The organism is Helicobacter turcicus (assembly GCF_019711685.1).
GTDB lineage: Bacteria > Campylobacterota > Campylobacteria > Campylobacterales > Helicobacteraceae > Helicobacter_D > Helicobacter_D turcicus.
The window spans coordinates 177,518-203,889 of sequence record NZ_JAIGYQ010000001.1 but is presented as its reverse complement, the minus strand read 5'-3'; the positions used below and the strand labels follow the sequence as shown (position 1 = coordinate 203,889).

Here is a 26,372-nt window from a genome sequence, read left to right as displayed (position 1 = left end):
TTTCCTTATTTAATTTTATGTGCGATGAATTTTGACATATTATCTAAGATTTCTCCGCCTTTACGGAATCCTAAAGCACATGCTTCATAAGCATAAAAAACATTGGGCTGATAAAAAGCTCCATTGTGGCTATTTTGTGTGGCAAACTCTTGATAGATTTCTGGATAATTGCCATAGTCTCCGCTTCGTGTGTGGATTGGATTGCCTTGTGCATCAAGAATGCTTATGCTCTCTCCCTCTCTGCCAAATGCATGCTTTTTGACTTGTCTCTTTTCTAAGAGTTCATAAGAAGTTTCTAAAAGTAGGGGGTGATTTGGAAATAAATCCCATAAAATCTTAAGCATTCTTTTGCTTTGAAACAAAAGGGTATAAGCAGGATTTAGAAAAATCGTGTTTTTATTAGCAATCATTGCAGTAATTAGTTGTGCAAGTTCTGGTTCATCAATGGCAATACTCTCCCAAGGGATAAGTTTAAACCAAAATTCATAATTTTCTCCATTAAAACTTAATCCGTTTTGTTCATCTAAATGCGCTTGGTGTGCATAGCAGAAGTTCGTCCCAAAGCCTACTTCTTTAGCAATAACTTCAAGCAGCTTAATTGTGCGCTCTTCTTCAATACTTCCTGCAATACTAGAAAATAGAATCTTCCAACCCTCATAAATGCTTTCAAAACGTGAAATATCATCGCCTAGTGTAATCATGCGTTTAAAGTTATCTCCTAGTGCTTCGTATAAGCTATTAAACTGCAAAGATTCATTAAATCCGTTTTTCTTAAGCAAAGCCCATTGGATAATAGAGCTTTCATAAACCATTGTAGGAGTATCTGCATTAAATTCCAAAAGCTTAATAGGAATTCCATCTAAGCCTCCTGCAAAGTCAAAACGTCCATACAAATGCCAATGCACCTCATCTTCCCAACTTCTTTGAATGGCTTCTATGAGGTTAAAAGGAATCCCTAGCTCAAAAAACAAATTCTTATCAATCACATATTGTCCAGCTTCCACATACATATCATATAATGTATTTGCTGCTTCGTAGAATCCTTGCGCCTCTTGCTCACTAACCTCTATGATTTCATTGCTAACATAAGGTGTATCATCAGTATCTGTGTGCCACTCTAACCCTAACTCTTCTAAATCAGAATTGCTTAGGGGTTGTGCTTGTAAAATATGCATTACTTAACCTCCATAACTGCTTGTTGTTCCACCGGTGCTACTTGAGCGATTTTGTGTGCCTGTGTTATTGGGAGAATAAAATCCGCTACGTCCTGTGTTAGAGGTAGCACTAGAGCGATTAAAGGAATTTTGAGAACGTTCATAAGCTTGAGGTGTTTTATAAGTTGAACGTTGTTGGTTTTGAAAGTTTTGATTATTAAAAAGCTTACTTCCAATCCAGCTTCCAAGAATCGCCCCTGCTGCACTTGCTAGAATTGTCTCTCCTAGAGATAATCCACCTCCTGTTGGATTTGTAAGCTGTGAAGTGCCTTCATCAATTTTCTTAGATTCTTCAGCAATAATTTTATTAATCTCTTCTTGACTTAAAATGCGCTCATTGCCATCTTTTTCGCGTAAAATAACGCGTGTTTGCGCACTTGGAACTTCATCTAAAATTTTATAACTTCCATCGGGCTGTTGCTCAATTGTAACGGTTGCGCCTTTTTTGGTGGCTTCTGTGATTCCGCTTTGTTGTGTTTGATTTTGCTCATTTGAATTGCAGCCTGTGATTAGTAAAATTGCAACAAGCCCTAAGCCACTTTTGCTAAAAGCACCTGTAATTTTGGGGTCTGAAATTTTTTTTAAGTATTTTTGCATTGCATTCTCCTGAAAATTTTGTGAAAATTATACCTAAAATTAGAATAATCTTAAGTAATTGGTGTGTAAGGCTTTGCAATTGCGATTAAATCACTTAAAAACTGCCCTTTGAACTTTAGCCAATAACTTTTATCGCACACAATAATAATCTCCTTTCTTGCGCGTGAGAGTGCTACATTTAGAGCAAAAAGCGCACTTTGATTTTTAGAATTATTAAGATGATAATGCAAAATTACAGGGGAGAAAATCACATAATCAAATTCTTGTCCTTGTGCTGCGTGGATAGTTAGCACACATTCCTTGCTATAAAGGTGCGGCATTGTTTTTAAAATAAGTTGCCTTTGATTAACAAAGGGTGTAAGAATCGCAAAATCTAAGTCTTTTGCTATAAAATCCTTTGCAAGAGTGCAACATAGTGTTGCTTCAAGGGGATTTGTGCGCTCAATTTTGGATTCTATTTTTTGTAAGCTTGTAATATCAAGGTAATATAAATGCGTGTGTGCTTTGTGTCCTTGTAAGCCGTTTTTGTAGATATAGCTATCTAGGAGTTTTGCTAAATTATCACCATAGCGGTAAGTTTGGCTAAGAGTGAATATATGTGAAATTTGTGGCGTATCTTTGGGGTCTTTAGAATTTAATGTTTTACCAAGTTTAAAAAAAGATTCCAAAAATAGTGCAGAGAAACTCCAAAATTTTGAGAGATTCCATAGCGGAGTTTTAGAGTCTTGTGGGTTTAAGGCACTAATGGGCTGGAGTTGCTTATGGTCGCCTAGCAGAGTGATTGGCTTATTAAACGCACATAAAGGTAGAATCTTAATTAAAGGTGCAAAAGCGGCTTCATCTATAAAAAAATGCTTAAAATCTAAGGTTTGCAAATCTACGCGATGTAAGAAAGTATCTAGGGTCATTGCAAGAATTTGGGCTTTAGATAGGGATTTTTTATAAAAATTACTTGAGACATTTTTCTCTAAAGGAATTTGTTCGCAATTTTGTGGAAAGTTCTCCATAAAGCATTGCGTAGGAGACCCTAAGCGCAAAATTCCATCTGTGTTTAATCCAATGTCTCTTAGGCTAGTTAATAGAGTCTTTAGGCATTGTTCTAACGCATTATTTGTAGGTGCTAAAATTGCAATTTTCTGCCCTTGTTTAAGATAAAAGGCTAGGGCATAGAGTAGCACAACTTTTGTTTTGCCACTTCCTGCTGGTCCCCAAATATAGCAAAAGGGATTAGAAAAGATTCCATGCAATGCACGCAACTGCTCGGCGTGTGGGGGTGTTGGTAAATCTTGTAAAGAGGCAATATCTGGCATAAAATCTGGAGCATTCTTTGGCAGAGAAAGGGGATATTCTTGGGAGTAGAAGTTGATTATATTTTGAACTAAAAAGCGCAAATCAGAGATAAGCATAATAGAATCTTTTTGTGCAAATAGGGTATTGCGTAAATTAGATTCTACATTTAAATGTAATGTTTTTGTGCGCTCATCATAAGCAGAAATACTAATCTCACTCTTATTATCTCCTAGCAAATACTCCTCAAAATTTGTGCGTAAGGCTAGAGTCTCTAAGCTTTTAGGTTTGGATTCTAATTGCACACACAATCCAAAAATATCCTGCTTGATACTTCTAATTTTTACCTTTTCGTATCCTTTATCGAAGGCAGTAAGATATTGAAGATAATTTTGTGCGCAATCAAACAAAAAAGGATACATTAAGACGCGCTAATTCCTTGATACCTATAATACGCTGCACAAGCACCTTCGCTACTTACCATACAGCTACCAAGTGGATTTTGTGGGTTGCAGGCTTTGCTAAAAAGTTTGCAATCGTAGGGCTTTTTATTTCCTTTTAAAATTTCACCACATAGGCAGTTTTTATGGTCGTCTTTTGGGATTCCGCCTAAATACTCTTTAAGCACTACACTTGCATCATAGTGCGCATATTCGTCTTTTAGTCGCAAAGAAGAGTGCGCAATCTCACCCAAACCACGCCAAAAAAAGCTAGAATCTAGTGTGAAATATTTTTCTACGAGTTGCTGGGCTTTAGGATTTCCTTCTGCTGTAACAGAACGTGCGTATTGTGTTTCTACCTTTGGAATGCCTTCTATTGTTTGTTTGAGAATGCTTAGCAAACTCTCACCAACATCTAAAGGTTCAAAACCACACACAACAATTGGAATCTGGTAGCACTCTAATAAAGGCTCATAGATTTTAGAGCCTGTGATAACGCTTACATGTGATGGTGCTAGAAGCGCGTTGATTTGACAATCCTTTGCGCTTAAAATTGCGTGTAGTGGTGGCGGCACTAAAACATGATTTATGTGCAAGAGAATATTTTTTAGCTTTTCGTTAATGGTACGTTCTAAGAGTGCAGCACTCATGGGTGTTGTTGTCTCAAAACCAATGGCAAAATACACCACGCGCTTAGTTGGATTTTCTTTAGCAATTTTTAGCACATCTAAAGGAGAATAGACAAAACGCACATCAAGCCCACTAGCACGAGCATTTTGTAAGCTTCCATAACTTCCGGGAACTTTTATCATATCTCCTAGTGTTACTAAAATCACATCTTGAATTTTAGCAATTTGGTAAGCGCAGTCAATGCGGTTTTTTGGCATAACGCACACGGGGCAACCGGGTCCATGCACAAACTCAACATTCTCTGGAAGCAAGGCAGGTAGCGCGTATTTCATAATCGTATGCGTATGTCCGCCACACACTTCCATAATTTTTAGAGGTTTTTTTAGGGATTTGCTAAGTGCATTTAATGCATTAAAAACACGTTTAATTTTATGACTATCGCGGTAAATATCAATATAGGGATTTTTCTGCATATTTTGCCTTTATTGTTCCAAGATTTTACGCAAGATTCCATCAAAATCTTGTGCATATGGAGGATTGAAAGTCGTTATTGGTATGGTGTAACTTTGTGTGAAATTTTGTGTGTAGCTATGATAAATAACTTGTGTATTTAGTGTTAAGTGATAACTAGGGGTAAAACTAAAAGTTGGAATCCAAAAATCTTCGCTGTCGTTTGCATAATTGCTAAAGTAAAACCGCAATTCCTTAAGGTTTGGATTTGGTGTTTTTTCATAGAGAATCTTAAAGCGATTAATAAAGGTTTCTGCAAAGATAGAGGGGATTACATTTGAATTTTTAGTTTCTATATAGGCGATTTTTGGGTAAGGAAAATTATTGTTTGCTAAGGGTTTAGAGCAACTAGAAAACACAAAAAGCACTAAAGTTAAAATAAAAAATGTTAAGATTCTACCTTGCATTACACCTCTTTTTAAAAATTTAAATTCTAGCAAAATTATTAAGGTAAATGTATTAAGGATTGAAACTTGAATAGAATTTTTGTTGCAAAAAAACCACTTTTTATCTCTTCAAATGTTTTTTTAAGTAAGTTAAAACGTAAATACAATGTTAAAAAAGCTGGGTTTAGCGGAATCTTAGATCCTTTTGCATGTGGGGTGCTAGTTGTGGCATTTGGGCAATACACAAAGCTTTTTCACTTTTTGCAAAAATCTCCAAAAGTCTATAAAGCCACACTTTGGTTGGGATTACAAAGCGATTCTTTGGATTTAGAAAATGTCCGCAATGTGCAAAAAACTATGCCTTTAGATGAAAGTAAGGTTAGAGAAGTGTTGCAGAGTTTTTTAGGTGAAGTGCGCTTTGTGCCACCTAACTTTAGCGCAAAGAAAATTAATGGAAAAAAGGCTTATGAATTTGCTAGAAATGGCAAATTAGAGATACTAAAAGAGGGTTTAAAAGAGCAAACAATGCAAGTATTTAAGATAGAATTTTTAAACTATTCTCATCCTTTTATTAGTTTTAGAACCGCTGTGAGCGAGGGAGCGTATATCCGTTCTTTGGGTGCGCTAATTGCAGAAAAATTAGGTTGTATTGGGAGTTTAAGCTATTTGGAACGTGAGAGTGAGGGGGGATTGTGTTTTAAAGAAGAGAGAGCATTAAACCCTTTAGAGATTCTGCCCTTTACTAGAATTGATTTGCGTGGAGATTTTAAAATGCGCAATTGTATTGAAAATGGTAAAAAATTTAATCCAAAACTGCTTAAAATTTCTGAAAATACAAAATATATAGTGCAATTTGAGGATTTTTTCTCTATAATTTCAAGCAAAAATGAAAGTGTGCAATACTTGGCAAATAGGATTCCTTTATGTTGATATTATCAAGAAAAGAAAATGAGTGCATTACCATTGGAGATTCCATAAAAATTAAAGTAATTAGCATTGATAAAGGTAGTGTGAAACTCGGTTTTGAAGCTCCTCCTGAAATGTTGATCTTGCGTGAAGAGCTAAAGATTGCTGTTCAAGAAGAAAATAAAAAATCTCTCCAACATAGTGAAATTGCGCTTAATCAACTCTCTCGCATTAAAAAGAAAATTTAATGCCTTTTGATCTAGACTCTCAATTAGAAGTTTGCTCTGTGGTGGCTAAATCGTATGCAAAAATCAATTTATTTTTAAAAATTGTTGGAAAAACACAGATTAATAACACTTCTTATCATCTCTTGCAATCACGTTTTATGCGTGTTGCATCATTGTATGATACGTTAGGATTTAATTTTAATGCAAAAGAATTTAGTCTTGTAGGTGATTTTGATTGTTTAACAGAGCAAAACACAATTTATAAGGCGTTTATTGTGCTTTTGCCCTATGTGAGCAAAGAACAAGTAAAAGCACTAAATCATACGCAAATTGTCGTGCAAAAAAAAATTCCAAGTGGCGGCGGACTAGGCGGAGGAAGCTCTAATGCAGCATGTTTTTTGCAAGTTGTTAATCGTGAGCTAAATTTGGGGTTAGATAAGGCGACTCTAATGGAAATTGGTGCGAAAGTTGGGAGTGATGTTCCGTTTTTTATTAGCGATTTGGAACTTGCTAATGTGGAAGGTAGAGGAGAGATTATCACGCCTTATAATGCAGAATCTAAATTTGATATAGAGGTTATTACACCTAATGTGCATTGTAGCACAGCAGAAGTTTTTAGATTGTATGCAAAAGAATTTTATAGCACAAGTGCGATTGTGCAAACTCAAATGGAATCTTGGCTACAAAAAAGCAATGCAGAGATTTTAAATAATAATGCTTTTAGTAATAACGACTTACTAAAACCATTATTAAGATTGCATTCAGAGTTGGAATCTTATTGCCAAAAAGGTGTATTTTTAAGTGGTAGCGGAAGTTGTTTTTGGAAGAAATGCAATGCAATAGAGTATGCAGCTAAACATAAGGAAGCGCAATGAAAATTGTCGCAACAAATAAAAAAGCAACCTTTGACTTTTTTATTTTAGAGAAGTTAGAAGCTGGAATTGCATTGCAAGGAAGCGAGGTAAAGGCAATCCGTGTTGGGAGGGTCAATCTAAAAGACAGCTTTGTAAAAATTGTTAATGGAGAGGCATTTTTATTTCAAGCTCATATCGCAACACTTGCTACAACAAACCTATATTACAAGCCCGATGAAAAGCGCCCACGTAAGCTTTTATTACACCGCAAAGAAATTGATAAACTCTTTGGTAAAAGTCAAGTTGCAGGAATGAGCATTGTAGCTCTCAAGCTTTATTTCAATAATCGCAATAAGGCAAAGCTTGAAATTGCTCTTGCTAAGGGCAAGAATCTCCACGATAAACGCGAGAGTTTGAAAGAAAAGATTCAAAAACGTGAAATTGCGCAAAGTCTAAAAGAAATGCAAAAATTAAGGTAAGGAAGAAAAAGTGCCACTAAAAGAAATGGTTGAATACGGAGTGATTGGAGTTTTGGTGTTAATGAGTATCATAGCACTTTGGGCGAGCATTGAGCGTTTATTGTTTTATCATTATATTAAACTTGTGTTATATTCTAATAAAACCGAGCTAGAGATTGACTTGTCCAAAAATCTAACACTCATTGCCACTATTGGTTCAAACGCTCCTTATGTAGGACTTTTGGGCACAGTCTTTGGAATTATTTTGACTTTTGTGCAACTTGGGCAATCTGGAATAGTGGATACTTCAAGCATTATGACAGGATTAGCACTTGCTTTACAAGCAACAGCAGGTGGATTGCTTGTAGCAATTCCTAGCATTGTATTTTATAATCTTTTAATGCGCAAAAGTGAAGTGTTAGTAGCACAATGGGAGATATTACAAGAAAAAGAAGGCAAACAATGAAACGTTTTAGACGTATGGATACGATTAATATTGTCCCTTTTATTGATATTATGCTTGTTTTATTAGTGATTGTGCTAACAAGTGCGACATTTATTGCGCAAGGAAAGATTCCTATTGCTATTCCACAAGCGCAAGGCTCACAAGAGATTTCAAAAAGTAAAAAAAGCATTGAGATTACTATTGATGCACAAGGGAATTATTATTTTGATGGTAAAGAAATGGATTTAGAGGGCGTGAAAATAGAACTTTCTAAACTTCCAAAAGAGACGTCAATTCTTTTACGTGGAGACCAAAAAAGCTATTTTGAGCAATTTGTAAAGCTTATTGGAATCTTAAATCAAACAGGACATAGTAATGTTGATGTGGAAGTTGAACGCAAATAAGGAGAACATTTGTTAATAGATAGTTATGATTTATCTACACTAATTTCAGCTGTTGTTACTTTTTTGATAATTGTGCTTGCCATTCGCTTTGTGCTATATTATGCGAATCGTAAAGGCTCACAAATTCAAAAGCCAGATTGGCTAGATGATGATAGATTTGATACACAAAAGAAAAAGAAAAAATAAAAGAGAAGGAAAGTTATGGAAAATCTACTCATTAATGGAATCTTTACGCTCTTTATGCTTGCTCTTGCATTTTGGGACTATTATAGTTATGGGAAGCAAAAACACAGAGATTTTAAATCTATTATTATGAGCACAGGGGTTTTAGGGACATTTGTTGGAATCTTTGTAGGTTTGCAAGATTTTGATGTAAATCATATTGAAAACTCTGTCCCCTCGCTTTTAGCAGGTCTGCAAACTGCTTTTTATACTTCAATTTTGGGAATGGCATTAGCAATCTTGCTGTCTATTTTGCAAAAAAGCAAGGCAGTAAAGAGCGATTTTGAAAATATGTTAGACTACTTTTCATTGCAAGCAGGCAAACTAGATAAACTAGAAAAATTAGACGCACTAAGTGATGTTGGGATTGCACTCAAAGAAGTTATAAGTCAAAATAAAGAAAAGTTAGAATCACAAAATCACTACCAAGCAACACAGATTGAGAATCTAAAAACTTTAGAAAATTCCTTCAATACCACAAATGCTACTCTTAAAGAAGCAATGCACCATTTAGCAAAAGGAGCAAGTAAAGAGCTTATTGCAGCACTACAAGAAGTTATTAAGGATTTTAATTTACGTATTACAGAACAATTTGGGGATAATTTTAAAGAATTAAATAATGCTGTTACGCAAATGATTGTTTGGCAAAATAGTTATAAGGATTCCATTGCGGGGCTTGATAGTAGTTTGAAAAATACATTAAAGGCTTTTGATTCTACTAAGGAATCTTTGGAACTTATTGCAAGTCGTAATGCTGAAGTATTAGAAGTTTATAACGCATTAGCGCACAGCATTGAGGCTTCACGTATAGAAAATGAAAAGTTATCTGCATTATTAAGTGGATTTGAAAGTATGCACACAAATGCGGAATCTGCCCTTAAAGGTGTGGAAGAGTTAAGCAAAAACCTTGATGCTACACATACCAAATCCCTAGCTTACACAAAGGAATCTTTACAGGAAGTGCAAGAATTTCTAGAACAGAGTGCACAAGAGTATAAACAAAATATGCAAAACTCTTTGGAAGGCAGTTTAAAAGCACTAGAGGAGGATTCGCAAAAACAAAGAGAATCGTTGCTTACACTCCAAGAGGCATTCAATGCGTTTAATAGTGCGTATATTACACAAAATAAAGAGCAACTTACAAATCTTTTGAATTCCTTAAAAGAGGAATTAACTACTTTTATAGAATCTTTTGTTGAAAGCGATTCTAAATTAAAGCATAAAAATTTAGAAATGATTTCACACATTCAAAATAGCATTGAAGAGAGACTAGAGGGTGTGAAAGATAGCTTTAAAGCAAGTTTAGAAGTTTTGGAGAATGCACAAAAGGAATCCCTGCTTTTGATTGAAGAGCAGGCTAAACGTAGTGATGATTTGCTAATACGTCATACACAAGATATGGGAAGTGTAGTTGAAAAGGCAAGCTACCATTTGCAAGAATTAAGCGAGAAAACACAACAAAATTTAAGTAAGAATTCTGATACGTTAGAGCAACATATTGTTAATGCGGTATTGAATTTTGACACATTGCTTGGAAAAACAACAAAGAGTTTAGAGGATAATTTTGAAGATTCTAAAAATACTTTAATGGAATTAAGCAAAGAAATAGAATCACAAATGGTTGTTACAACTAAATCCTTAAATTCCTTATTAAACGATACTGCGGAAACTTTAAGCAAAAGCACACGAAGCATTGAAGAATCCTTAGTGCAAACTAACACAACTTTAAGTCAAAGTTTTCAAGACACTACAAGTTCCATTACAGAAAACCTAGAATCCACTACAAACGACATAAGACAAAGTGTAGCAAGCTTACTGGAGCAAAACCAAACTTATAGCCAAAATTTAAATACACTCTTGCAAGAGAGTGTAAAAACATTTGCTAATAGCTTAGAACAACTCCAAAAAGATTCCACACAGCATACGCAAGAAATGCAAGGGCAAATGCGTGCTAGTTTTGCGGAATCTTATAAAAACGCATTAGAATCTCTAAGTGCGTATCTTAAAAACACTACAAATGCATATCAAAATAAACTTCAAGACTTATCAAAATTTGGAGTTGAACAACATCAAGCATTAAGTGTAAATTTGCAAAATGAATTAAGTAAAATTACAAAGGGCTTTGAGGCAAATAGTCAAAAAGTAATCCAAAGTAGTGCAATATTTGCAGAAAAACTTTTGCAAACTTCTACAAATTTGTTAGATTCACATACACAAAAGATAATGGAAAATTACAAGACACTTGATTATAACATTAAAACAACCTTGCAAGAAATGGCGACAAATTATCTAGGAATGTTGGAGCTACTTACAAAGCAAAGTCTTGAAACTCCTAAAAATGTAAGTGTAGAGTTACTTAATACGTTTAATGCTTTACAAAAAAATCTAGGCGAGGCATTAACGCAAACTTATCTTTCTCTTGAAAATAATCGTAAAGAAATTGATGCAATTTTAAAAATCACTCAAACAAATATTACTACTTCATTAAGTCAAACAACAGAGCTTAATAACACATTATGCAAATCCCTAGGAGAACTAGATAGTGCGCTCTCTAATATTACTTTAGGATTCCGTCAAGATTATGAATGGTTTTTACGAAGAATCCGTGAGCTAATGGGAGCTAGAGGATAATGGCAAATTCTTATAAAGGGAATGAATGGATTAGTATTTCTGATATGATGGCAGGAATAATGATGATTTTCTTGCTGATTGCCGTTTCTTATATGGTGGTTATGAGCAAGACAGAAAAGCAGTTAGCTTTGCAAAATGCGGAGCTAAAAGAACTTAATAAACAAATGCGTGATATTGCAAAAACACATGAAAATATACAAAATGCTTTGCATAAGGATTTAATTGCGGAATTTTCTAAAAATCTAGAATCTTGGAATGCGGAGATTGATACGGATAACACAGTGCGCTTTAGAGAGCCTGAAATTTTATTTGACGCGGGTAAGAGGGAAGTTAAAATGCGATTCCAAGAAATTTTAGATGATTTTTTTCCACGTTATATTCGGATTTTGACTCAAGATAAATATAAGCAAGACATTGAAGAGATTAGAATTGAAGGACACACTTCCACAGAATGGCAGAACGCAAAAACATTAGAATCACGTTATTTAGGGAACGCAGAACTCTCACAAGCTAGAGCTTTAGAGGTGTTAAAATATTGTTTTTCTAATACGAACATTAATGCAGATAAAGAGTGGCTTGTCAAAGTTTTGCGTGCAAATGGTCTTTCTTTTGCTAAGCCTTTAGAGACACCAGAATTATCGCGTCGCGTAGAATTTAAGGCAATCACAAAAAGCAACCAAAAGATTATGGATATTTTAGATGTTAATAAAGATAGAGAAGATATAAAAGAAAATGCGCTTGAAAATACAACAATAGAAGATTCTAATACAACAAAAAGGGAGGATTATGTTCGATAGGATAATGATTAGTGATGGTTTGGGTAAATTTTGGAATCTAGTTAGTAGTCTCATAAAATATTTACCAAATGTGTGAGTAAAACCATGAAAGAGTTGCTGCAAGTTTTTAATTACATTCAAAAATACCATGAAGATAATTTTGATGTTTTGTATCTCACTTTAGAGTTTTTGCTATTTACGCAAAACAAGTCTCAAAGCAATATGTTCCTATCCCAAAAAAATAAAGAGAAAGCCTTAGAGGACTTTAAGGCTTATTTGGAATCGCTAGGCTTAGAACCTTTTGGATTCCATCTTGACCTAAATTACAAAAAAATTTTGAAATCTTTGCATGATTTTAAGATTCAAGCACTTTCTTTAGGAGAGTTTATTCAAGCTATTACAATGCAAAAAACAATTCTAAAGTTATATGAATATGCCACATCACTAGAAGTTAATGCTCTAGTGTGCGGAATCTTAGATGTGAAGAAAGGAGAGAGTGTTTATAATCCTTGCTGTGGGCTAGGGTCGTGGCTTTTGCAACTCAATGTGTATTCTAAAGATTGTGCATTTTATGGTATGGATATTAATCCAAAGGCAATCCGTATTGTTAAAGCACTTGCGTTGCTATTAGAGTTTAAAACCTGTTCCCTAAGCATAGGGGATATTTTTAGTGAGCCTTTTACCACAGAATTTAAATTTGATAAAGTCTTTTGTCATCCGCCTTTACTTAACCACTTAAATATCAAAGCACCAAAAGAATCGCAACTTGCTCCTTATAGCAAAACCGCTTTAGAGATTCCATTTATAGATTATTCTCTGATGCGCTTTAAGAAAAAGGCAGTATTTATTGTGCGCACAGCACTTTTAAATAAGGGCGTAGGGGAGCGATTGTGTGAATATTTGCTTGATCATGGATTATTAGAATCCATTATTGAGCTACCAGATAATATTTTCCCCTATAAAGCAGAGTCGTATTCTTTGTTCGTCATCTCACATGCGAACAAGCGCTGTTTATTGCTTGATGTAAGTAGCTTTTATCTAAAAGAGGGTAAATACCACAAACTCATTAACCTTGAAGAGATTTTAGATTTGTATTTTTCTAAACAGAACACGCAGTATTCTAACTTTGTAGAATATGAGAAAATTAAGGGCACTAATCCCCGTTCTTATAAGGAACAAAGCGATGCGCAAATACTTTTAGGAGAGCTTTTAGAAAGTGCGTATAGAGGTGTGCGCATTGCTTCTAGAAGAGATAGTGATTTAGTGTCCTGCTATGATTTTGGAATTAAAGATTTTAGTATGTATGGTTTTAGTGATACATTTTGCGATTCCACTTTAAAAACAAATAGTGCGCAATTAAAGACCCTAAAGATTAAGCCTTTTGATGTCTTGCTCTCTATGCGCGGTGTAACTCCAAAAGTTGCGATTATTGGCAAGGAAGCAGAGAATAAAATTGTGCTTGCTAATGCTGGAATCTTGGTGTTACGTTTTAAGGATTCTAAAGTTGCAAAGGCACTATATTTTTACTTTTTAAGTAAAGCTGGACGAGAGATATTAAAACGTTTTTATCTAAGCCATAATGAGCGTGTGAGTGAAAAGGAGATTAAAACACTAGAATTGCCAAAAAGCTTTTTGGATTCCTTAGTAACGTATAACACAAACTTTAAGAAACTATGTGAATACGGAGAGAGTATTGCTAGAGATGTAGAGAGCGCAAAAGCTTTATTAGGTTTTTAAAATACGGAATCTAAAATAGATTGTAATCTTATCTTTTTAAAAAGTTTTGTAACTTTGGAATTCAAAAAGATTCCATAGTTACAAGGGTTTAAAAGCTGGAGTTTGCTTTAACCTTTGATAAAATCTGCAATCCTTTGGATTCCTTTTTCAATACTTTTTAAATCTGTTGCAAAAGAGAATCTAAAGTATCCGTCCATTCCAAAGCCAATACCGGGAACCGTCGCCACACCCACCTGTTCTAGCAAGTCTTTGCAAAACTGCATAGAATCTTTAGTGATTGCGCTACAATTTACAAAGAGATAAAACGCTCCATCTGGCTTAATAACATTTAAACCCTTAATGGCATTCATCTTCTCACATGCAAAATCACGTCTTTGTTTGAAAGCTATACGCATATTTTCAATGTCTTTATCAGCACTGCCATTAAGCCCGACAATCGCTGCTTTTTGAGTGATAGAGTTGATATTAGAGAGGGATTGACTTTGGAATCCATTAATAAGCTTACAAAGTTTTTGATCTTTGCTAGCTAGATAGCCCATTCTCCAACCTGTCATAGCTAAAGCCTTACTTAGCCCATTAACCGTAATCGTTCGCTCTAGCATATCATTGCTGATGCTACCTGCAGAAGTAAATGTCCCATCATAAACAAGCTTCTCATAAATTTCATCACTTAGCACCCAAATATTTGTATCCTTTAACACTTCTCCGATTGCCTCTAGCTCTTGGCGGGAATATACCATACCAGTAGGATTTGAAGGGGTTGTTAGAATGAGCATTTTTGTCTTTGGTGTTATAACGGCTTTTAATTGTTCTATGGTGATTTTGAAATTATTAGCTTGTGTTGTCTTTATGAATACATTTTTGCCATTGCTAAATGTTACAAGCTCTGGGTAGGTTACCCAATAAGGACTTGGAATAATCACTTCATCGTCTTTATCAATTAGAGCTTGAAAGATATTAAAAAGCGAATGTTTTGCTCCGCTATTAACGATAATTTCTTTTGCAGAGTAATTAAGGTTATTATCTCTTGCAAGTTTTTCACTAATTGCACTAAGCAACTCTGGAATCCCAGCAGTCGCAGTATATTTAGTAAAGCCTTCTTGTATTGCCTTAATTGCACCCTCTTTAACAACTTGTGGTGTATCAAAATCTGGTTCACCTGCAGAGAATGAAAGAATATCTTTTCCTTGAGCTTTTAGTTCTCTTGCTAATGAGCTAATAGCAATTGTAATGGATTCTGAAAGGTTTGTAACGCGATTTGCATAATGGGCTTGCATAATGGCTCCTAAGCGGTTAAATTTTGAAAAAGAGAGAATATAACTTTTTTCCTTTATTGACACTAAAACTTAAGGCTGTGATAGCTTTTGGATTCTGCATGTCCTAGCATAAAAATTAAAATATTAGTATTATAAGCTAATTAATATTTAGTCAATATGGCTAAAGTAATATGAATTTTTTAACTAAATGTATTGACAAGCTTCAAAAAAATCATTATAATTCCGCGTTTTAAAAAATAAATTTTTTGGAGGTAATCCTTATGAGTTTTAAACCACTTGGAGAAAGAGTCTTAGTAGAGAGACTTGAAGAAAACACAACAACAGCATCTGGAATCATTATTCCCGATAATGCAAAAGAGAAGCCACTAGAAGGAATTGTAAAAGCAGTGGGTTCAGAGGTTAAAGAAGTTAATGTTAATGACAAAATTGTTTTTGGTAAATATTCTGGAACAGAAGTAAAACTTGATGGTAAAGAATATTTGATTTTAAAACTTGAAGATGTTTTAGGCGTGATTGCTTAATTTAAATAAAATAAAAAAGGATAAAAAAATGGCAAGTAAAGAAATTAATTTTTCAGATAGTGCAAGAAATCGTTTATATGAAGGTGTAAAGCAATTAAGTGATGCGGTTAAGGTAACAATGGGACCACGTGGACGCAATGTTTTAATTCAAAAAAGCTTTGGCGCACCTAGTATTACAAAAGATGGTGTTTCTGTGGCTAAAGAGATTGAACTAGCAGACCCTATTGCAAATATGGGTGCGCAACTTGTTAAAGAAGTTGCTAGTAAAACTGCAGATGCAGCAGGTGATGGCACAACAACAGCAACAGTGCTTGCATATAGTATCTTTAAAGAAGGTTTAAGAAACATTACAGCAGGTGCAAGTCCCGTGCAAGTTAAACGTGGTATGGATAAAGCAGCAGAGGCAATCACAGAGGAGCTTAAGAAGATTTCAAAACCTGTTGCTGGTAAAAAAGAAATTGCACAAGTTGCAACAATCTCTGCAAATTCCGATTCTAAAGTGGGTGAATTAATTGCAGAAGCTATGGAAAAAGTTGGTAAAGATGGAGTTATTACGGTAGAAGAAGCAAAGGGAATCAATGACGAATTAAGTGTTGTTGAGGGAATGCAATTTGATAGAGGTTATCTAAGTCCATATTTTGTAACAAATAGTGATAAAATGGAAGCGGAATTAGAAAATCCTTATATCTTATTAACAGATAAAAAAATCACTGCAATGAAAGATATTTTACCACTTCTTGAAGCAACAATGAAAAGTGGTAAGCCTTTATTAATCATTGCTGAAGATATTGAAGGAGAAGCTTTAACAACTTTGGTTGTAAATAAATTGCGTGGTGTGTTAAATATTGCAGCAGTAAAAGCTCCGGGCTTTGGTGATAGAAGAAAGGAAATGTTAAAAGATATTGCAACACTAACAGGTGGAGAAGTGATTAGCGAAGAGCTTGGCTTAACGCTAGAATCTGCAGGAATTAGCCACTTAGGACAAGCCGCTAGAGTAGTGATTGACAAAGATAATACAACAATCGTAGATGGCGCAGGCAGCAAAGACGCAGTGAATGCAAGAGTAGGACAAATCAAAACTCAAATTGAAGCAACAACAAGTGATTATGACAGAGAGAAACTCCAAGAGAGACTAGCAAAACTTAGTGGTGGTGTAGCTGTTATTAAAGTTGGTGCAGCAAGTGAAGTAGAGATGAAAGAGAAAAAAGATAGAGTAGATGATGCGCTAAGTGCGACAAAAGCGGCTGTTGAAGAAGGAATTATTATCGGTGGTGGTGCAGCATTAGTGCGTGCGGCTGATAAGGTAAATCTAAGCCTTGAAGGCGATGAAAAAATCGGTTATGAAATCATTAAACGCGCAATCTCTGCTCCTCTTAAGCAAATTGCAACAAATGCAGGGTTTGATGATGGTGTTGTAGTGAATAATGTAGAAAAAGATTCCAATATTAATCATGGATTTGATGCAGCAAGTGGAAATTATGTGGATATGTTTGAAGCAGGAATTATTGACCCGCTAAAAGTTGCAAGAATTGCATTACAAAATGCTGTGTCTGTTTCAAGCTTACTTTTAACAACAGAAGCAACGGTGCATGAAATCAAAGAAGATAAACCAGCAATGCCAGATATGAGCGGTATGGGCGGAATGGGAGGTATGGGTGGAATGATGTAATCCACCCCCCCCTTTTTTTTTCTTAAAGAACTCCCAAAGGGGAGTTTAGAAAATTTTTAATAATAATCTGCAATCTCCACACTTCTTTATACAAGTGAAATCTACTTTGTTTTTTAGTTTTAATAGAAGGTAATTAGGGAATATTTAAGCTAAAAATACACACAATTTGTGGAATCCTTTTTGGATTTTAAAAGAAATAAAAAATGTAATCTCGCAAAATTAAGTGCAGTTGGTGTAGAATTTCTTAAAAATTTAAAGGAATTTTATGGCAAGCACACAAGATATATGGAATCTAAAACCGCTTTTTGATAACAAAGAAACTCTTAAAGAGGCAATGCAAAATGCAATTTACAAGACACAAGCTTTTCAAAAGCAATATAAAAATAATCTTAATACGTTAAATGGAGAATCTTTTTATCAATGTCTAAAAGAATATGAAAAACTCTGTGAAGAGCTTTCGAGCATTATGACTTATGCTTTTTTGTGTTTTGCGTCTAACACGCAAGAGGGGGCATTTTATGCAGAATGTGAAATGGAGGTCAATAAAGCACAAGAGTTTTTATTATTTTTTGAGCTAGAATTTAATGCGCTTGAAAACACTAAAAAGCAGGAGTTTATGGAGAGTGCAAAGGGTTATACGTATTACTTGGAATTATTAGCAAAACAAGCAAAATATCAATTAAGCCTAAAAGAAGAAAAGGTTTTACTGAAAACACAGCCTGTGGGTGTAGAGAGTTTTAAACGTCTATTTGATGAGCATTTAAGCCATTTACGTTTTATAATCACACTTAAGGGTGTATCTAAAGAAGTCGGCGAGGAAGAGGTCTTAAGTTTGCTATACGACAAAGACAGAGAAGTGCGTAAAATGGCACAAAAATCACTAAGCAAGACATTGCAACAAAATCTCCCACTTCTAACTTATATTTATAATGTGGTGCGCAAGGATTTAAAAATTACTGCAGAGTTGCGTGGTTATGAAAGTTTGGAGGAATCAAGGCATATTTCCAACCAAACTACGCAAAAAAGTGTGGATGTAATGGTGGAGACAATTAATAAGAATGTTGGAATTGTAGAGGAGTATTACACGTTAAAAGCGAAGCTCTTGGGCTATGATTGCTTGTATGATTATGACCGCTATGCACCCATTTATAGTGAAAGTGAAGAGAGTTTTAGCTATAAGGAATCTAAAAAGATCGTGTTAGAAACCTTTGCAGACTTTTCACCAAAATTTCACGCTATTGCTAAACGTGCGTTTGATGAGGGATGGGTTGATGCACATCCTAGAGAAAATAAGAGAGGTGGAGCATTTAGTCATAGTGCTGTGCCTAGTGCGCATCCGTATTTAATGCTAAATCACACAAACCGTAGGCGTGATGCTTTCACAATGGCGCATGAGTTAGGACACACAATTCATCAATACTTATCTTATTGTGTGGGCTATCTCAATGCCGATACTCCTTTAACAACAGCAGAAACAGCGTCTGTATTTGCAGAAATGTTGCTTTTTGAAAAAATGCAGCAAAGTTTGGGGACACAAGAGAAAATTGCTCTTTATGCAGGCAAACTAGAAGATGTGTTTGCAACACTTTTTCGTCAAAATGTTTTCACAAATTTTGAACGTTTAGTGCATAAAAAAGAGGGTGAATTAAATACAGAAACACTTAATATGCTATGGCAGCAAGAAAATCAAAAAATGTTTGGTAAAAGCGTAGTTTTGACGGAGAATTATAAATTATGGTGGTCGTATATCCCGCACTTCATTCATACGCCATTTTATTGCTACGCATATAGCTATGGACAACTTTTAGTTTTTGCACTTTTTGGTGTATATCGTCGCAATAAGGCAGATTTTGTGGCAAAATACGAAGAATTTTTAAGTCTTGGCGGGAGTAAATCTCCAAAAGAGCTTGTTGAGATTTTTGGGTTTGATATTGAAAATAGTGATTTTTGGGGGATTGGAATGCAAGAGGTTAGAAACCTTTTGAATGGCTTAAAAGGGATTTTATAAAGAATAAAAGGATAAAATGTATGGAAGTTTTGTTAAAAGATAAGAAATTTCAAGCAATGCAAGGGAGGCATTGTTATGAAATTCTAGAGCATTTAATCCGTAGAAAAATCAACTTTTCAATTCTTTGCAATGTAGAGTGTGTGAAATTTGAGCCAAGTTTGCCACAAGAGATTCGCAGTGCTTTTAGTGAGCTTACTTTGTTTATTTTAGCAGGTTACACTTTTGAGAGTTTAGAGCTTGATGAGCAGAATCTTTATTTTGAAGCTGGATTTGGGGAAGAAAATTTGGGTAGTTTTGTAACAGCCCCTCTTGATAGTATTGTGCAAATTTTACTTCCTAATCACGATGGTTTGCAGTCGGATTTTTGTATTTATGTCAATCTGTTTGCAACATTTGCTAAGATTAAATCAAGTCAAACAGAAGAAGAAGAGGGAATAAATAGCTCAATGCAAGCTCTTTTAGCTAACCCAAAAAACAAAAGGTTTAAAAAATAATTTGCTATACTGCGTAGATTTTAGTGCTTTAATGGAGAGAAGATGGAGAAAAAAATTAATTTAGAGCTGTTTCGCTTTGATGTAAAAACAGATTATTTGCCTTATTTTGCGAAACTCACGCTTAAAGTTGCCCATGAGAAATCACTGCTAGATTTGCTAAAAATGATTCAAAATTTTGTGTATGATTATGGATATAATGCGTATGGCTTTAAGATTAATGGTGTTGTTGTTTTTGACTTTGAACTTCCTATTTCTAGACTTTTAAAGAGATTTGGTAGTGAATGGAGAATAGAACCTCTTAATACGCATTTAGCTCTTAAAGATTTAATTATTAATATTGAACCTTTTTTAAACAAGCTTGAACCGCTAAAGCAACTAGGGTTAGACGAGCTCGCACGTGATGAAGTGTTAAGCACCTTTAAAAATGCAGATTTCAAAGAAATTTCTATTGAAAATTTGGAATCTAGAGCTTTAAGTAATGCTTTTTTACTCTCTTTTTTGCCATTTGCTTATGCAACACCTCTTAGCGTTGAGAATCCTAATTATCTAAGTGAGGCGTATTTTTTACTTGCTGCAGCTTTATATGCAAAACACAAGACTGATAATATCTTAGAAGCAGTGAGTGATGGGGAAAATGGAATTTTAAATGCACAAGCATTAAAAACTTATCTTTTCCCACAAGATGACAAGTTTGATATTTGCATTGATGAGCTAAAGACATTGATTTTTAATCATTGTGAAAACCCTAAGATTCAGAAGTTTAAAGCTAGAATCTTAAAAAGCTTATAGGAGAAATAATGGAATCTTGTATCCTCTTGCACAATAACTTTTATAAATCTTCCGAATTTTTAATACATAACGTTAAAAAGCTATTAGATAAGCTTCATATTTCTGTTGTGCATACAGAATCTATTGCACTTGATGATAAGTTTTTACCTTTTATTGCGCCTATGACTTATTTTAAGCCTTTAATTGCATTATTAAATAGAGCGCATGAAGATGGGCAAAAGGTTTTGGTGTGTGATTCTCAAAGTTTGTTAGTCATCACAAAGCTTCTTAAAAAACTTTATGAAGATGCAGAGTTTAGAGAAGAGTTGGCTAAGACTTGTGGTTGTGGTATTGATATTTTAAATCTTGAAAATAGTTTTGCTTTTGCTTTAGAGGTGGTCTTTGATGCTATCAAAGTTGCAGAGATTAAGCATAGACGCTGGGAGGGTTTTAAATGCGCATTTATTTTTGATAGAGAACTTGAAGAGCACATTAAGGAATCGCAAATTTTATCACGCATTGAGAGTATTACAGGGCTTAAAATTTTGCCATTTTTTAAAGATAGCTATGCGTATTTATTGCAAAATAATCCCGAATTGGCTTATAAAATGGGCGCAATGGATTATTATGAAATGGTAGATTGTGGTGTGGATTTTATTGTAAGTCCAAATGTTGGAAACTTTGAGTTAATGGATAGACATATTAAAAAGTTGCAAGATATTTCTGGTCGCGACACAGCTGAGATTCCATTGCTATTTGCGCCACAAGTGATTTTGGCACTTTTTATAGACGCAAGTGCGGAATCTTTAGGTTTTAGTGCGCATAAAATCAAACCCCAAATGCTGTAATGGTTTCTGTTTTAAAAGTCATCATCTCTCTTGGAATCGCGATGGCTTGGTATCACCTAACTTCAAATCAAGAGACCGCGATTTTCTTTTTTGTTTTAATGCTTGGAATTTTTTTTATCCGTCCAATTTCTTATCAAAACCAAATAGAACGTGAAGAGTTTATTGAAAAATACAGACGTTCTAAAGAGCGTCAAAGAAACTTAGAAAAAATGCGTCAAGAGGAAAAAAAGAAGGCACTAGAAGAAAAGAAAAAAAGAATGGGTGGAGAAAAGTAGAGCTTGAATGCGATTAATGTTACTTCAAACAACCACAACAAAATCTAATGCTAAACTACTCATTCAGACTGCATTGGAGCAGGGTTTAAGCCCTTGTATTCAACAAAAACAAATCCAAAGTCATTATATGTGGGCAGAGGATTCCAAACCCAAGAAAGTCATAAGTGAAGAGGAGATTTTACTCAATTTTAAGGTCTTTAAAAAAGATTTCAAAAAATTAAAAAAGCTTATCTTAAAGCATCATAGCTATACACTCCCAGAAATTGTTGGAATCAAACTTTATAAAGTCTCTAAACCTTACAAGAAATGGTGCAAAAATGCATTTAAAGAAACAATGGAGCAGAGAGTTGCTTTAGTTTTGGAATAATTTTTGCTTTTATTTTGAGTATAACACTTTAAATAGAGGAAAAAGTTATGCAAGTTAGCGACAAAAATAACCAAATTTGGGGGCTACTAAGTCAAGCTTATAATCAAAGTAAATCTAGTGATTTAACCGGCTACACAAATCAAAGTGATTCTAATTCTATTTTCTTCACAAAAGAAACGCAAAAAACAGAAGGTATTAACGCGTTATTTGATGTGGCAAATTCTACTGGGATTACAAATGAGATAGAGGATGTCTTAACACTTAGCCATGATTTTACAAAAATGCGTGATTTTGCCAAAGATTTTAGGATTAATGGAAACCTTAGCGAATTAGGTGATGCGATGGCACAAAGTGGAATCTTAAGCAAAGAAGAAAAGATAGGTTTTGATGTGCTTTATAAATTTAATCCAAGTTTGGATTCCACACAGACACAAAACATTTTGCAAAATACAAATCTAAGCAAGGAAAATATGAACTTGTTAAGTAATGTAGATAGGAAAATCAGTGCTGTGCGCTATTTTGGAAATTTCTAATTTAAAGCCTTAAAAACAGAGAGCGCAAGGTTTTTAGAAAGCACTTTTTCTAGCTCTTGCAAACTTGCATTCTCAATTGCTTCAAAACTTCCAAAGTATGCTAAGAGTTTGTTTTGAGCCGCTTTGCCTACGCCTTTAATCTCTAAAATTTTAGAACGTTGCATTGTTTTTTGCTTTTGTTTTTGGTGAAAAGTGATAGCAAAGCGGTGCGCCTCATCGCGTAATTTTTGCACAAATTGCAGTCGCTTATCACTTGCACCCAAATGATATTCTTCTAAATTTTCATCTCTTAAAATATCCTTTGCGCCCCCTTTAGCGCGATATGCCTTATTATCAACTTTTTCTTTTGAAATTCCAATCACTTCCAAATTCACTCCAGCACTATCTAGTAGCTCTTTTGCAAGGTTAATTTGTCCAGCACCTCCATCAAGCACCCATAAATCAGGTGGAGATTCCATTTTAAAATCCTCTATGCGACGTTTTAACATTTCACGCATTTGTGAATACTCGTCTCTGCCTTCTAATAAATAATGGCGGTAGGATTCTTTAATAAATTCCTTACTATCATACACGACCATAGCCCCAACGCATTGCGTACCTTTGTGGTGTGAGGTGTCAAAAACTTCAAAGCGATGGGGTATATTTTGTAAATCGAATAATACTCTAAGCGCACTAAAAATCTCTTCTTCATCATTGTGCTCTAGTCGCAAAAGTTCTTTTCCGTTTTGGATTGCTAAATCACATAGACGCTTTTTATCCCCACTCTTTGGGAAATGGATGGCGATTTTTTTGCCTATTTTTTTGCGCAAAAAGGATTCTAATTCTTGTGTATTTTCTCCTAAATCAAAAGGGAGCAGAATCTGTTTTGGAACTAGAGGTAAGGAGTTTGAATAGTAATTAATAAGTGCTTGTTTATAAATGCTTGGAATATCAAAGCCTAGTTCGCTTTTAAGATTTTGTGTTGCACTTGAGATGATTTTGCCATTACGTATAAAAAATTTCACGAGAACTGCACGTTTCTCTTCATGCACAAATGCAAATACATCTAAATCAACTAGGTTTGCAAAATCCGTAGAAGAGAGCGGACTTAGATTCTTAATTTTAATAATCTTATCACGCAAGATTTTAGCCTCTTCAAAGCGTAAATTTTGTGAGAGTTGCAACATTTTTTTTTCTAAGGGTGCTAAGATTTTTTTAGGATTCTCTAAGCATTCTAGAGCATTTTGTAAAATTTTTGCATATTCTTTAGTGGAGATTCTGCCTTCACATGGGGCTAAACAGCGATTAATTTGATAAAAAAGACAAGCCTTTTTACCCTTTTTGCAAACCTCTTTTTGCACTAGAGGAAAAATTTCATAGATAGAATCCAAAAAATCCCTAGCTCCACTTGAAAATGGACCAAAATAGCGCAAACCCTGTTTTTTTAATACCTTTCGCGTTAGTAAAATGCGTGGAAAGTCCTCTTGTAAATCTACGCATAAATACGGATAAGTCTTGTCATCACGTAGTAAAATATTATATTTTGGCTTGAGTTGCTTAATGAGTGAGTTTTCTAAAATGAGTGCGTCGTTTTCGTTTTGAACAACAATATAGCGTAATTGCGCAATCTGGCTAACCATTTGCATAATTCTAGGGCTTAAATTTGGCGCAGGTGAGAGGCTTGGCGTAAAACGAAAATAGCTTTTGATACGATTTTTTAGATTTTTTGCTTTCCCAACATAAAGCAACCTGCCTTGTGCGTCAAAATAATGATACACTCCACTTTTGCTTGGAATCTTTTTTAATGTCTCAAGTAGGGAGCTAGAGAGAGGTTTGATATTGGATTCTGTCATTAGATTTTTGTAATTATTCTTGATTTTTTAAAATATTGCCTCGGATTGACTCAAAGAGTGCGTGAATTTCTTGGTCTTTTGCAAGGTTTTTAAATTCTCCGCGACTTAGTTCGCCATAGACTTGCGGAATCGCAATTTCTTGATTTTTTTCCACTTCTTTTTTATAGGCATCATAAGTTACAAAAATCTTAATATCTATAATCTCTAAAAGTGTATTTTTTTGTCGTTGATATTGTTTTAGGAGTTGCTTAACTAAAGCGATTTTATGATAGAATTCCTGCTTAAAACAAGGGTGACTTAATGCGATAAACAAAATTTTATCCTTAGCAAAGCTAAAAGCAATTCCATTTTTAAGGCTTAGAGGTAACATTTGGATAAAATGCTCTGATTCCCTAATTTCATAGAGTTTTTTAAAACTAGGAGAACTTAAGAGATGCGTCAAAACTTCCGATACATTTTTCATTTTTTAATTATAACACAGATTTTTTTGTTTAGTTCTTTGAGTGCTGGTTGCGGGTTCAAAGATGAACCCTTTAGACCAAAAAGTACACAAATTGCCTTAAAAGAATAGAAATGTTGCATTTTGATGTTATTATAGTAGGTGCTGGAGTTGCTGGGTTATATGCTTCGTTAAATTTACCTAAACACCTAAAAGTACTAATTCTTTGTAAAGAACAGCCTTGGGAGTGCAACACCTTTTATGCGCAAGGTGGAATTGCAGTAGCAAAAAATATTGAAGATATTGCATTACACATTAAAGACACACTAGAAGCTGGGGCTGGAATGTGCGATGAAAATGCTGTTAAAACACTTAGCAAAGAAAGTTTGGAAGTTTTAGAGGATTTAATTGTCCGCCAAACACCTTTTGACAAGGATATCAATGGCAATTTACTTTTTACTAAGGAAGCTGCACACAGCACTTCACGCATTATTCATGCAGGGGGGGATTCTACAGGACGCGTTTTGCATTCGCATTTAATGGCGCAAATCTCGCACACTTTGTGGAAAAATGCGACCGTTACAGAACTATTGATTGAAAATGAGCATTGTTATGGCGTTAGTGTACTAACAAAGCGCGGAAACTATAATCTCTATGCAAACCATATTATTCTAGCAAGTGGCGGCGTGGGAGCGCTTTTTGAGTATCACACAAACGCTTATACAATTTCTAGCGAACTCCATGGAATGATTATTGAAAATGGATTAAAGCTTAAAGATATGGAAATGTTGCAGTTTCACCCAACCGTTTTTGTCAAAACCCACCACGCACGCAAAATGCTTTTGAGTGAAGCTTTAAGGGGAGAGGGTGCTAAGATTGTGGATTTTTGGGGGAATCGCTTTTTGTTTAATTATGATGAGAAAGGTGAGTTAGCCTCGCGTGATAAGGTTGCTAGAAGTATTTTTGATTATAAGCTAAAATTACAAGAAAAGTTTAAAAAAGAAGAGGAACAAGAAATCTATTTAGATTTAAGTGAATTTTCTAAAGAATTTTTTTATAATCGCTTTCCTAATATTTCACGAAATCTTAGTGCGTTTGGATATGATTTACCTAAAGATAAGATTCCAATTTCTCCAGCATTTCATTATTGTATGGGTGGTATTGAAACTGATAATGTGGGTAAGGTTGTAGGAATGGAGAATCTCTATGCAGTGGGTGAGTGTGCTTGCACAGGTGTGCATGGTGCAAACCGTTTAGCGTCAAACTCTTTGCTTGAAGGCTTAGTTTTTTCAAGACGCAGTGTAAGAGATATTTTAGGGAATTATGGCGCAAAAGGTGAACAAAAAATTAGAGAATTTCTATTGCACACAGAGATTCTACAAAACACACAAGACGAAAATCTTAAGGCAATTCTGCGCAATTTGATGTGGAATAAGGTCGGTATTATGCGCAAAAAATCAGGACTTAATGAAGCACTAGGTGGTGTAGAAGTGATGTTGCAAAGTGGAGTTGGGCGTTTGTTGCGTTTGCGTTTGCTTACTGCAAAAAATATTATAGAATCAGCACTTAGACGTGATGCGTCCATAGGAGCACATTATCTTACAGAGTAAAGGAGAA

At 34.7% G+C, this 26,372-nt stretch carries 28 protein-coding genes; 20 read left to right on the top strand and 8 right to left on the bottom strand.

The window, feature by feature from the left end:
• Positions 1 to 5: 5 nt before the first annotated feature.
• The 5 genes from K4G57_RS00920 to K4G57_RS00900 are packed head-to-tail and all read right to left on the bottom strand — an operon-like array spanning position 6 to position 5,085.
• Positions 6 to 1,175, bottom strand: coding sequence for a glutathionylspermidine synthase family protein (locus tag K4G57_RS00920; RefSeq protein WP_221531299.1), 1,170 nt, complete (start codon positions 1,173 to 1,175; stop codon positions 6 to 8).
• A 3-nt stretch (positions 1,176 to 1,178) separates the two neighbouring features.
• Positions 1,179 to 1,811, bottom strand: a complete 633-nt coding sequence (locus K4G57_RS00915) for a UPF0323 family lipoprotein (RefSeq protein WP_221531298.1) — start codon at positions 1,809 to 1,811, stop codon at positions 1,179 to 1,181.
• 50 nt (positions 1,812 to 1,861) lie between these two features.
• A complete protein-coding gene (locus K4G57_RS00910; protein WP_221531297.1) occupies positions 1,862 to 3,520 on the bottom strand; it encodes an AAA domain-containing protein in 1,659 nt (552 codons plus the stop codon).
• Complete coding sequence (hypD, locus tag K4G57_RS00905) at positions 3,520 to 4,641, bottom strand: hydrogenase formation protein HypD (RefSeq protein ID WP_221531296.1); 1,122 nt, start codon at positions 4,639 to 4,641, stop codon at positions 3,520 to 3,522. Before hypD ends, K4G57_RS00910 begins: the two co-directional genes overlap by 1 nt.
• A gap of 9 nt (positions 4,642 to 4,650) precedes the next feature.
• A complete protein-coding gene (locus K4G57_RS00900; protein ID WP_221531295.1) occupies positions 4,651 to 5,085 on the bottom strand; it encodes a hypothetical protein in 435 nt (144 codons plus the stop codon).
• Positions 5,086 to 5,151: 66 nt separating this feature from the next.
• Between K4G57_RS00900 and truB the strand changes: the two genes are divergently transcribed.
• The 10 genes from truB to K4G57_RS00850 all read left to right on the top strand — a co-directional run bounded on the left by truB (position 5,152) and on the right by K4G57_RS00850 (position 13,724).
• Complete coding sequence (truB, locus tag K4G57_RS00895) at positions 5,152 to 5,994, top strand: tRNA pseudouridine(55) synthase TruB (RefSeq protein ID WP_221531294.1); 843 nt, start codon at positions 5,152 to 5,154, stop codon at positions 5,992 to 5,994.
• Positions 5,988 to 6,218, top strand: a complete 231-nt coding sequence (gene csrA / locus K4G57_RS00890) for a carbon storage regulator CsrA (protein WP_221531293.1) — start codon at positions 5,988 to 5,990, stop codon at positions 6,216 to 6,218. The genes truB and csrA overlap by 7 nt, the downstream gene beginning before the upstream one ends.
• Positions 6,218 to 7,072 (top strand): 4-(cytidine 5'-diphospho)-2-C-methyl-D-erythritol kinase, encoded by an 855-nt coding sequence (locus tag K4G57_RS00885; RefSeq protein ID WP_236033134.1) that lies wholly within the window; start codon positions 6,218 to 6,220, stop codon positions 7,070 to 7,072. Before csrA ends, K4G57_RS00885 begins: the two co-directional genes overlap by 1 nt.
• Positions 7,069 to 7,530 carry an SsrA-binding protein SmpB gene (smpB, locus tag K4G57_RS00880; RefSeq protein ID WP_221531292.1) on the top strand — a complete coding sequence of 154 codons (462 nt, stop codon included), beginning with the start codon at positions 7,069 to 7,071 and terminating at the stop codon, positions 7,528 to 7,530. The genes K4G57_RS00885 and smpB overlap by 4 nt, the downstream gene beginning before the upstream one ends.
• Positions 7,531 to 7,555: 25 nt before the next feature.
• Positions 7,556 to 7,975: a TonB-system energizer ExbB gene (gene exbB / locus K4G57_RS00875; protein ID WP_221531437.1), complete on the top strand. Its 420-nt coding sequence runs from the start codon at positions 7,556 to 7,558 to the stop codon at positions 7,973 to 7,975.
• Positions 7,972 to 8,358, top strand: a complete 387-nt coding sequence (gene exbD / locus K4G57_RS00870; protein ID WP_221531291.1) for a TonB system transport protein ExbD — start codon at positions 7,972 to 7,974, stop codon at positions 8,356 to 8,358. Before exbB ends, exbD begins: the two co-directional genes overlap by 4 nt.
• Positions 8,359 to 8,367: 9 nt before the next feature.
• Positions 8,368 to 8,544 carry a hypothetical protein gene (locus K4G57_RS00865; RefSeq protein ID WP_221531290.1) on the top strand — a complete coding sequence of 59 codons (177 nt, stop codon included), beginning with the start codon at positions 8,368 to 8,370 and terminating at the stop codon, positions 8,542 to 8,544.
• 15 nt (positions 8,545 to 8,559) lie between these two features.
• Complete coding sequence (locus K4G57_RS00860; protein WP_221531289.1) at positions 8,560 to 11,211, top strand: rhoptry family protein; 2,652 nt, start codon at positions 8,560 to 8,562, stop codon at positions 11,209 to 11,211.
• Positions 11,211 to 12,008 carry an OmpA family protein gene (locus K4G57_RS00855; RefSeq protein ID WP_221531288.1) on the top strand — a complete coding sequence of 266 codons (798 nt, stop codon included), beginning with the start codon at positions 11,211 to 11,213 and terminating at the stop codon, positions 12,006 to 12,008. Before K4G57_RS00860 ends, K4G57_RS00855 begins: the two co-directional genes overlap by 1 nt.
• A gap of 84 nt (positions 12,009 to 12,092) precedes the next feature.
• A complete protein-coding gene (locus K4G57_RS00850) occupies positions 12,093 to 13,724 on the top strand; it encodes an N-6 DNA methylase (RefSeq protein ID WP_221531287.1) in 1,632 nt (543 codons plus the stop codon).
• A gap of 107 nt (positions 13,725 to 13,831) precedes the next feature.
• Here the strand turns inward: K4G57_RS00850 and K4G57_RS00845 are convergent, their stop codons facing one another.
• Positions 13,832 to 15,001 carry a pyridoxal phosphate-dependent aminotransferase gene (locus K4G57_RS00845; protein WP_221531286.1) on the bottom strand — a complete coding sequence of 390 codons (1,170 nt, stop codon included), beginning with the start codon at positions 14,999 to 15,001 and terminating at the stop codon, positions 13,832 to 13,834.
• Positions 15,002 to 15,261: 260 nt separating this feature from the next.
• Here K4G57_RS00845 and groES point away from each other — a divergent pair, with 260 nt between their 5' ends.
• From groES to K4G57_RS00800, 9 genes are all read left to right on the top strand, one after another.
• Positions 15,262 to 15,522 carry a co-chaperone GroES gene (gene groES / locus K4G57_RS00840; RefSeq protein ID WP_221531285.1) on the top strand — a complete coding sequence of 87 codons (261 nt, stop codon included), beginning with the start codon at positions 15,262 to 15,264 and terminating at the stop codon, positions 15,520 to 15,522.
• A 28-nt stretch (positions 15,523 to 15,550) separates the two neighbouring features.
• A complete protein-coding gene (gene groL / locus K4G57_RS00835; RefSeq protein WP_221531284.1) occupies positions 15,551 to 17,191 on the top strand; it encodes a chaperonin GroEL in 1,641 nt (546 codons plus the stop codon).
• A 265-nt stretch (positions 17,192 to 17,456) separates the two neighbouring features.
• Positions 17,457 to 19,199, top strand: a complete 1,743-nt coding sequence (locus K4G57_RS00830) for a M3 family oligoendopeptidase (RefSeq protein ID WP_221531283.1) — start codon at positions 17,457 to 17,459, stop codon at positions 19,197 to 19,199.
• A gap of 20 nt (positions 19,200 to 19,219) precedes the next feature.
• Positions 19,220 to 19,693, top strand: a complete 474-nt coding sequence (locus tag K4G57_RS00825) for a hypothetical protein (protein ID WP_221531282.1) — start codon at positions 19,220 to 19,222, stop codon at positions 19,691 to 19,693.
• A gap of 42 nt (positions 19,694 to 19,735) precedes the next feature.
• Entirely contained in the window at positions 19,736 to 20,482 is a 747-nt protein-coding gene (locus K4G57_RS00820; RefSeq protein ID WP_221531281.1) for a DUF5644 domain-containing protein, read from the top strand.
• An 8-nt stretch (positions 20,483 to 20,490) separates the two neighbouring features.
• Positions 20,491 to 21,309: an HdrB C-terminal domain-containing protein gene (locus K4G57_RS00815; RefSeq protein WP_221531280.1), complete on the top strand. Its 819-nt coding sequence runs from the start codon at positions 20,491 to 20,493 to the stop codon at positions 21,307 to 21,309.
• On the top strand, positions 21,309 to 21,584 hold the full coding sequence (locus K4G57_RS00810) for a hypothetical protein (protein ID WP_221531279.1): 276 nt from the start codon (positions 21,309 to 21,311) through the stop codon (positions 21,582 to 21,584). The genes K4G57_RS00815 and K4G57_RS00810 overlap by 1 nt, the downstream gene beginning before the upstream one ends.
• A gap of 7 nt (positions 21,585 to 21,591) precedes the next feature.
• Positions 21,592 to 21,951, top strand: coding sequence for a divalent cation tolerance protein CutA (cutA, locus tag K4G57_RS00805; protein ID WP_221531278.1), 360 nt, complete (start codon positions 21,592 to 21,594; stop codon positions 21,949 to 21,951).
• Between the two features lie 47 nt (positions 21,952 to 21,998).
• Positions 21,999 to 22,484: a hypothetical protein gene (locus tag K4G57_RS00800; protein WP_221531277.1), complete on the top strand. Its 486-nt coding sequence runs from the start codon at positions 21,999 to 22,001 to the stop codon at positions 22,482 to 22,484.
• Here K4G57_RS00800 and uvrC read toward each other — a convergent pair.
• Positions 22,481 to 24,316 carry an excinuclease ABC subunit UvrC gene (gene uvrC / locus K4G57_RS00795; RefSeq protein ID WP_221531276.1) on the bottom strand — a complete coding sequence of 612 codons (1,836 nt, stop codon included), beginning with the start codon at positions 24,314 to 24,316 and terminating at the stop codon, positions 22,481 to 22,483. The genes K4G57_RS00800 and uvrC overlap by 4 nt on opposite strands.
• 13 nt (positions 24,317 to 24,329) lie before the next feature.
• Positions 24,330 to 24,779 carry a hypothetical protein gene (locus K4G57_RS00790; RefSeq protein ID WP_236033133.1) on the bottom strand — a complete coding sequence of 150 codons (450 nt, stop codon included), beginning with the start codon at positions 24,777 to 24,779 and terminating at the stop codon, positions 24,330 to 24,332.
• Between the two features lie 110 nt (positions 24,780 to 24,889).
• Here K4G57_RS00790 and K4G57_RS00785 point away from each other — a divergent pair, with 110 nt between their 5' ends.
• Complete coding sequence (locus K4G57_RS00785; RefSeq protein ID WP_221531275.1) at positions 24,890 to 26,365, top strand: L-aspartate oxidase; 1,476 nt, start codon at positions 24,890 to 24,892, stop codon at positions 26,363 to 26,365.
• The last annotated feature ends 7 nt before the right edge of the window (positions 26,366 to 26,372 follow it).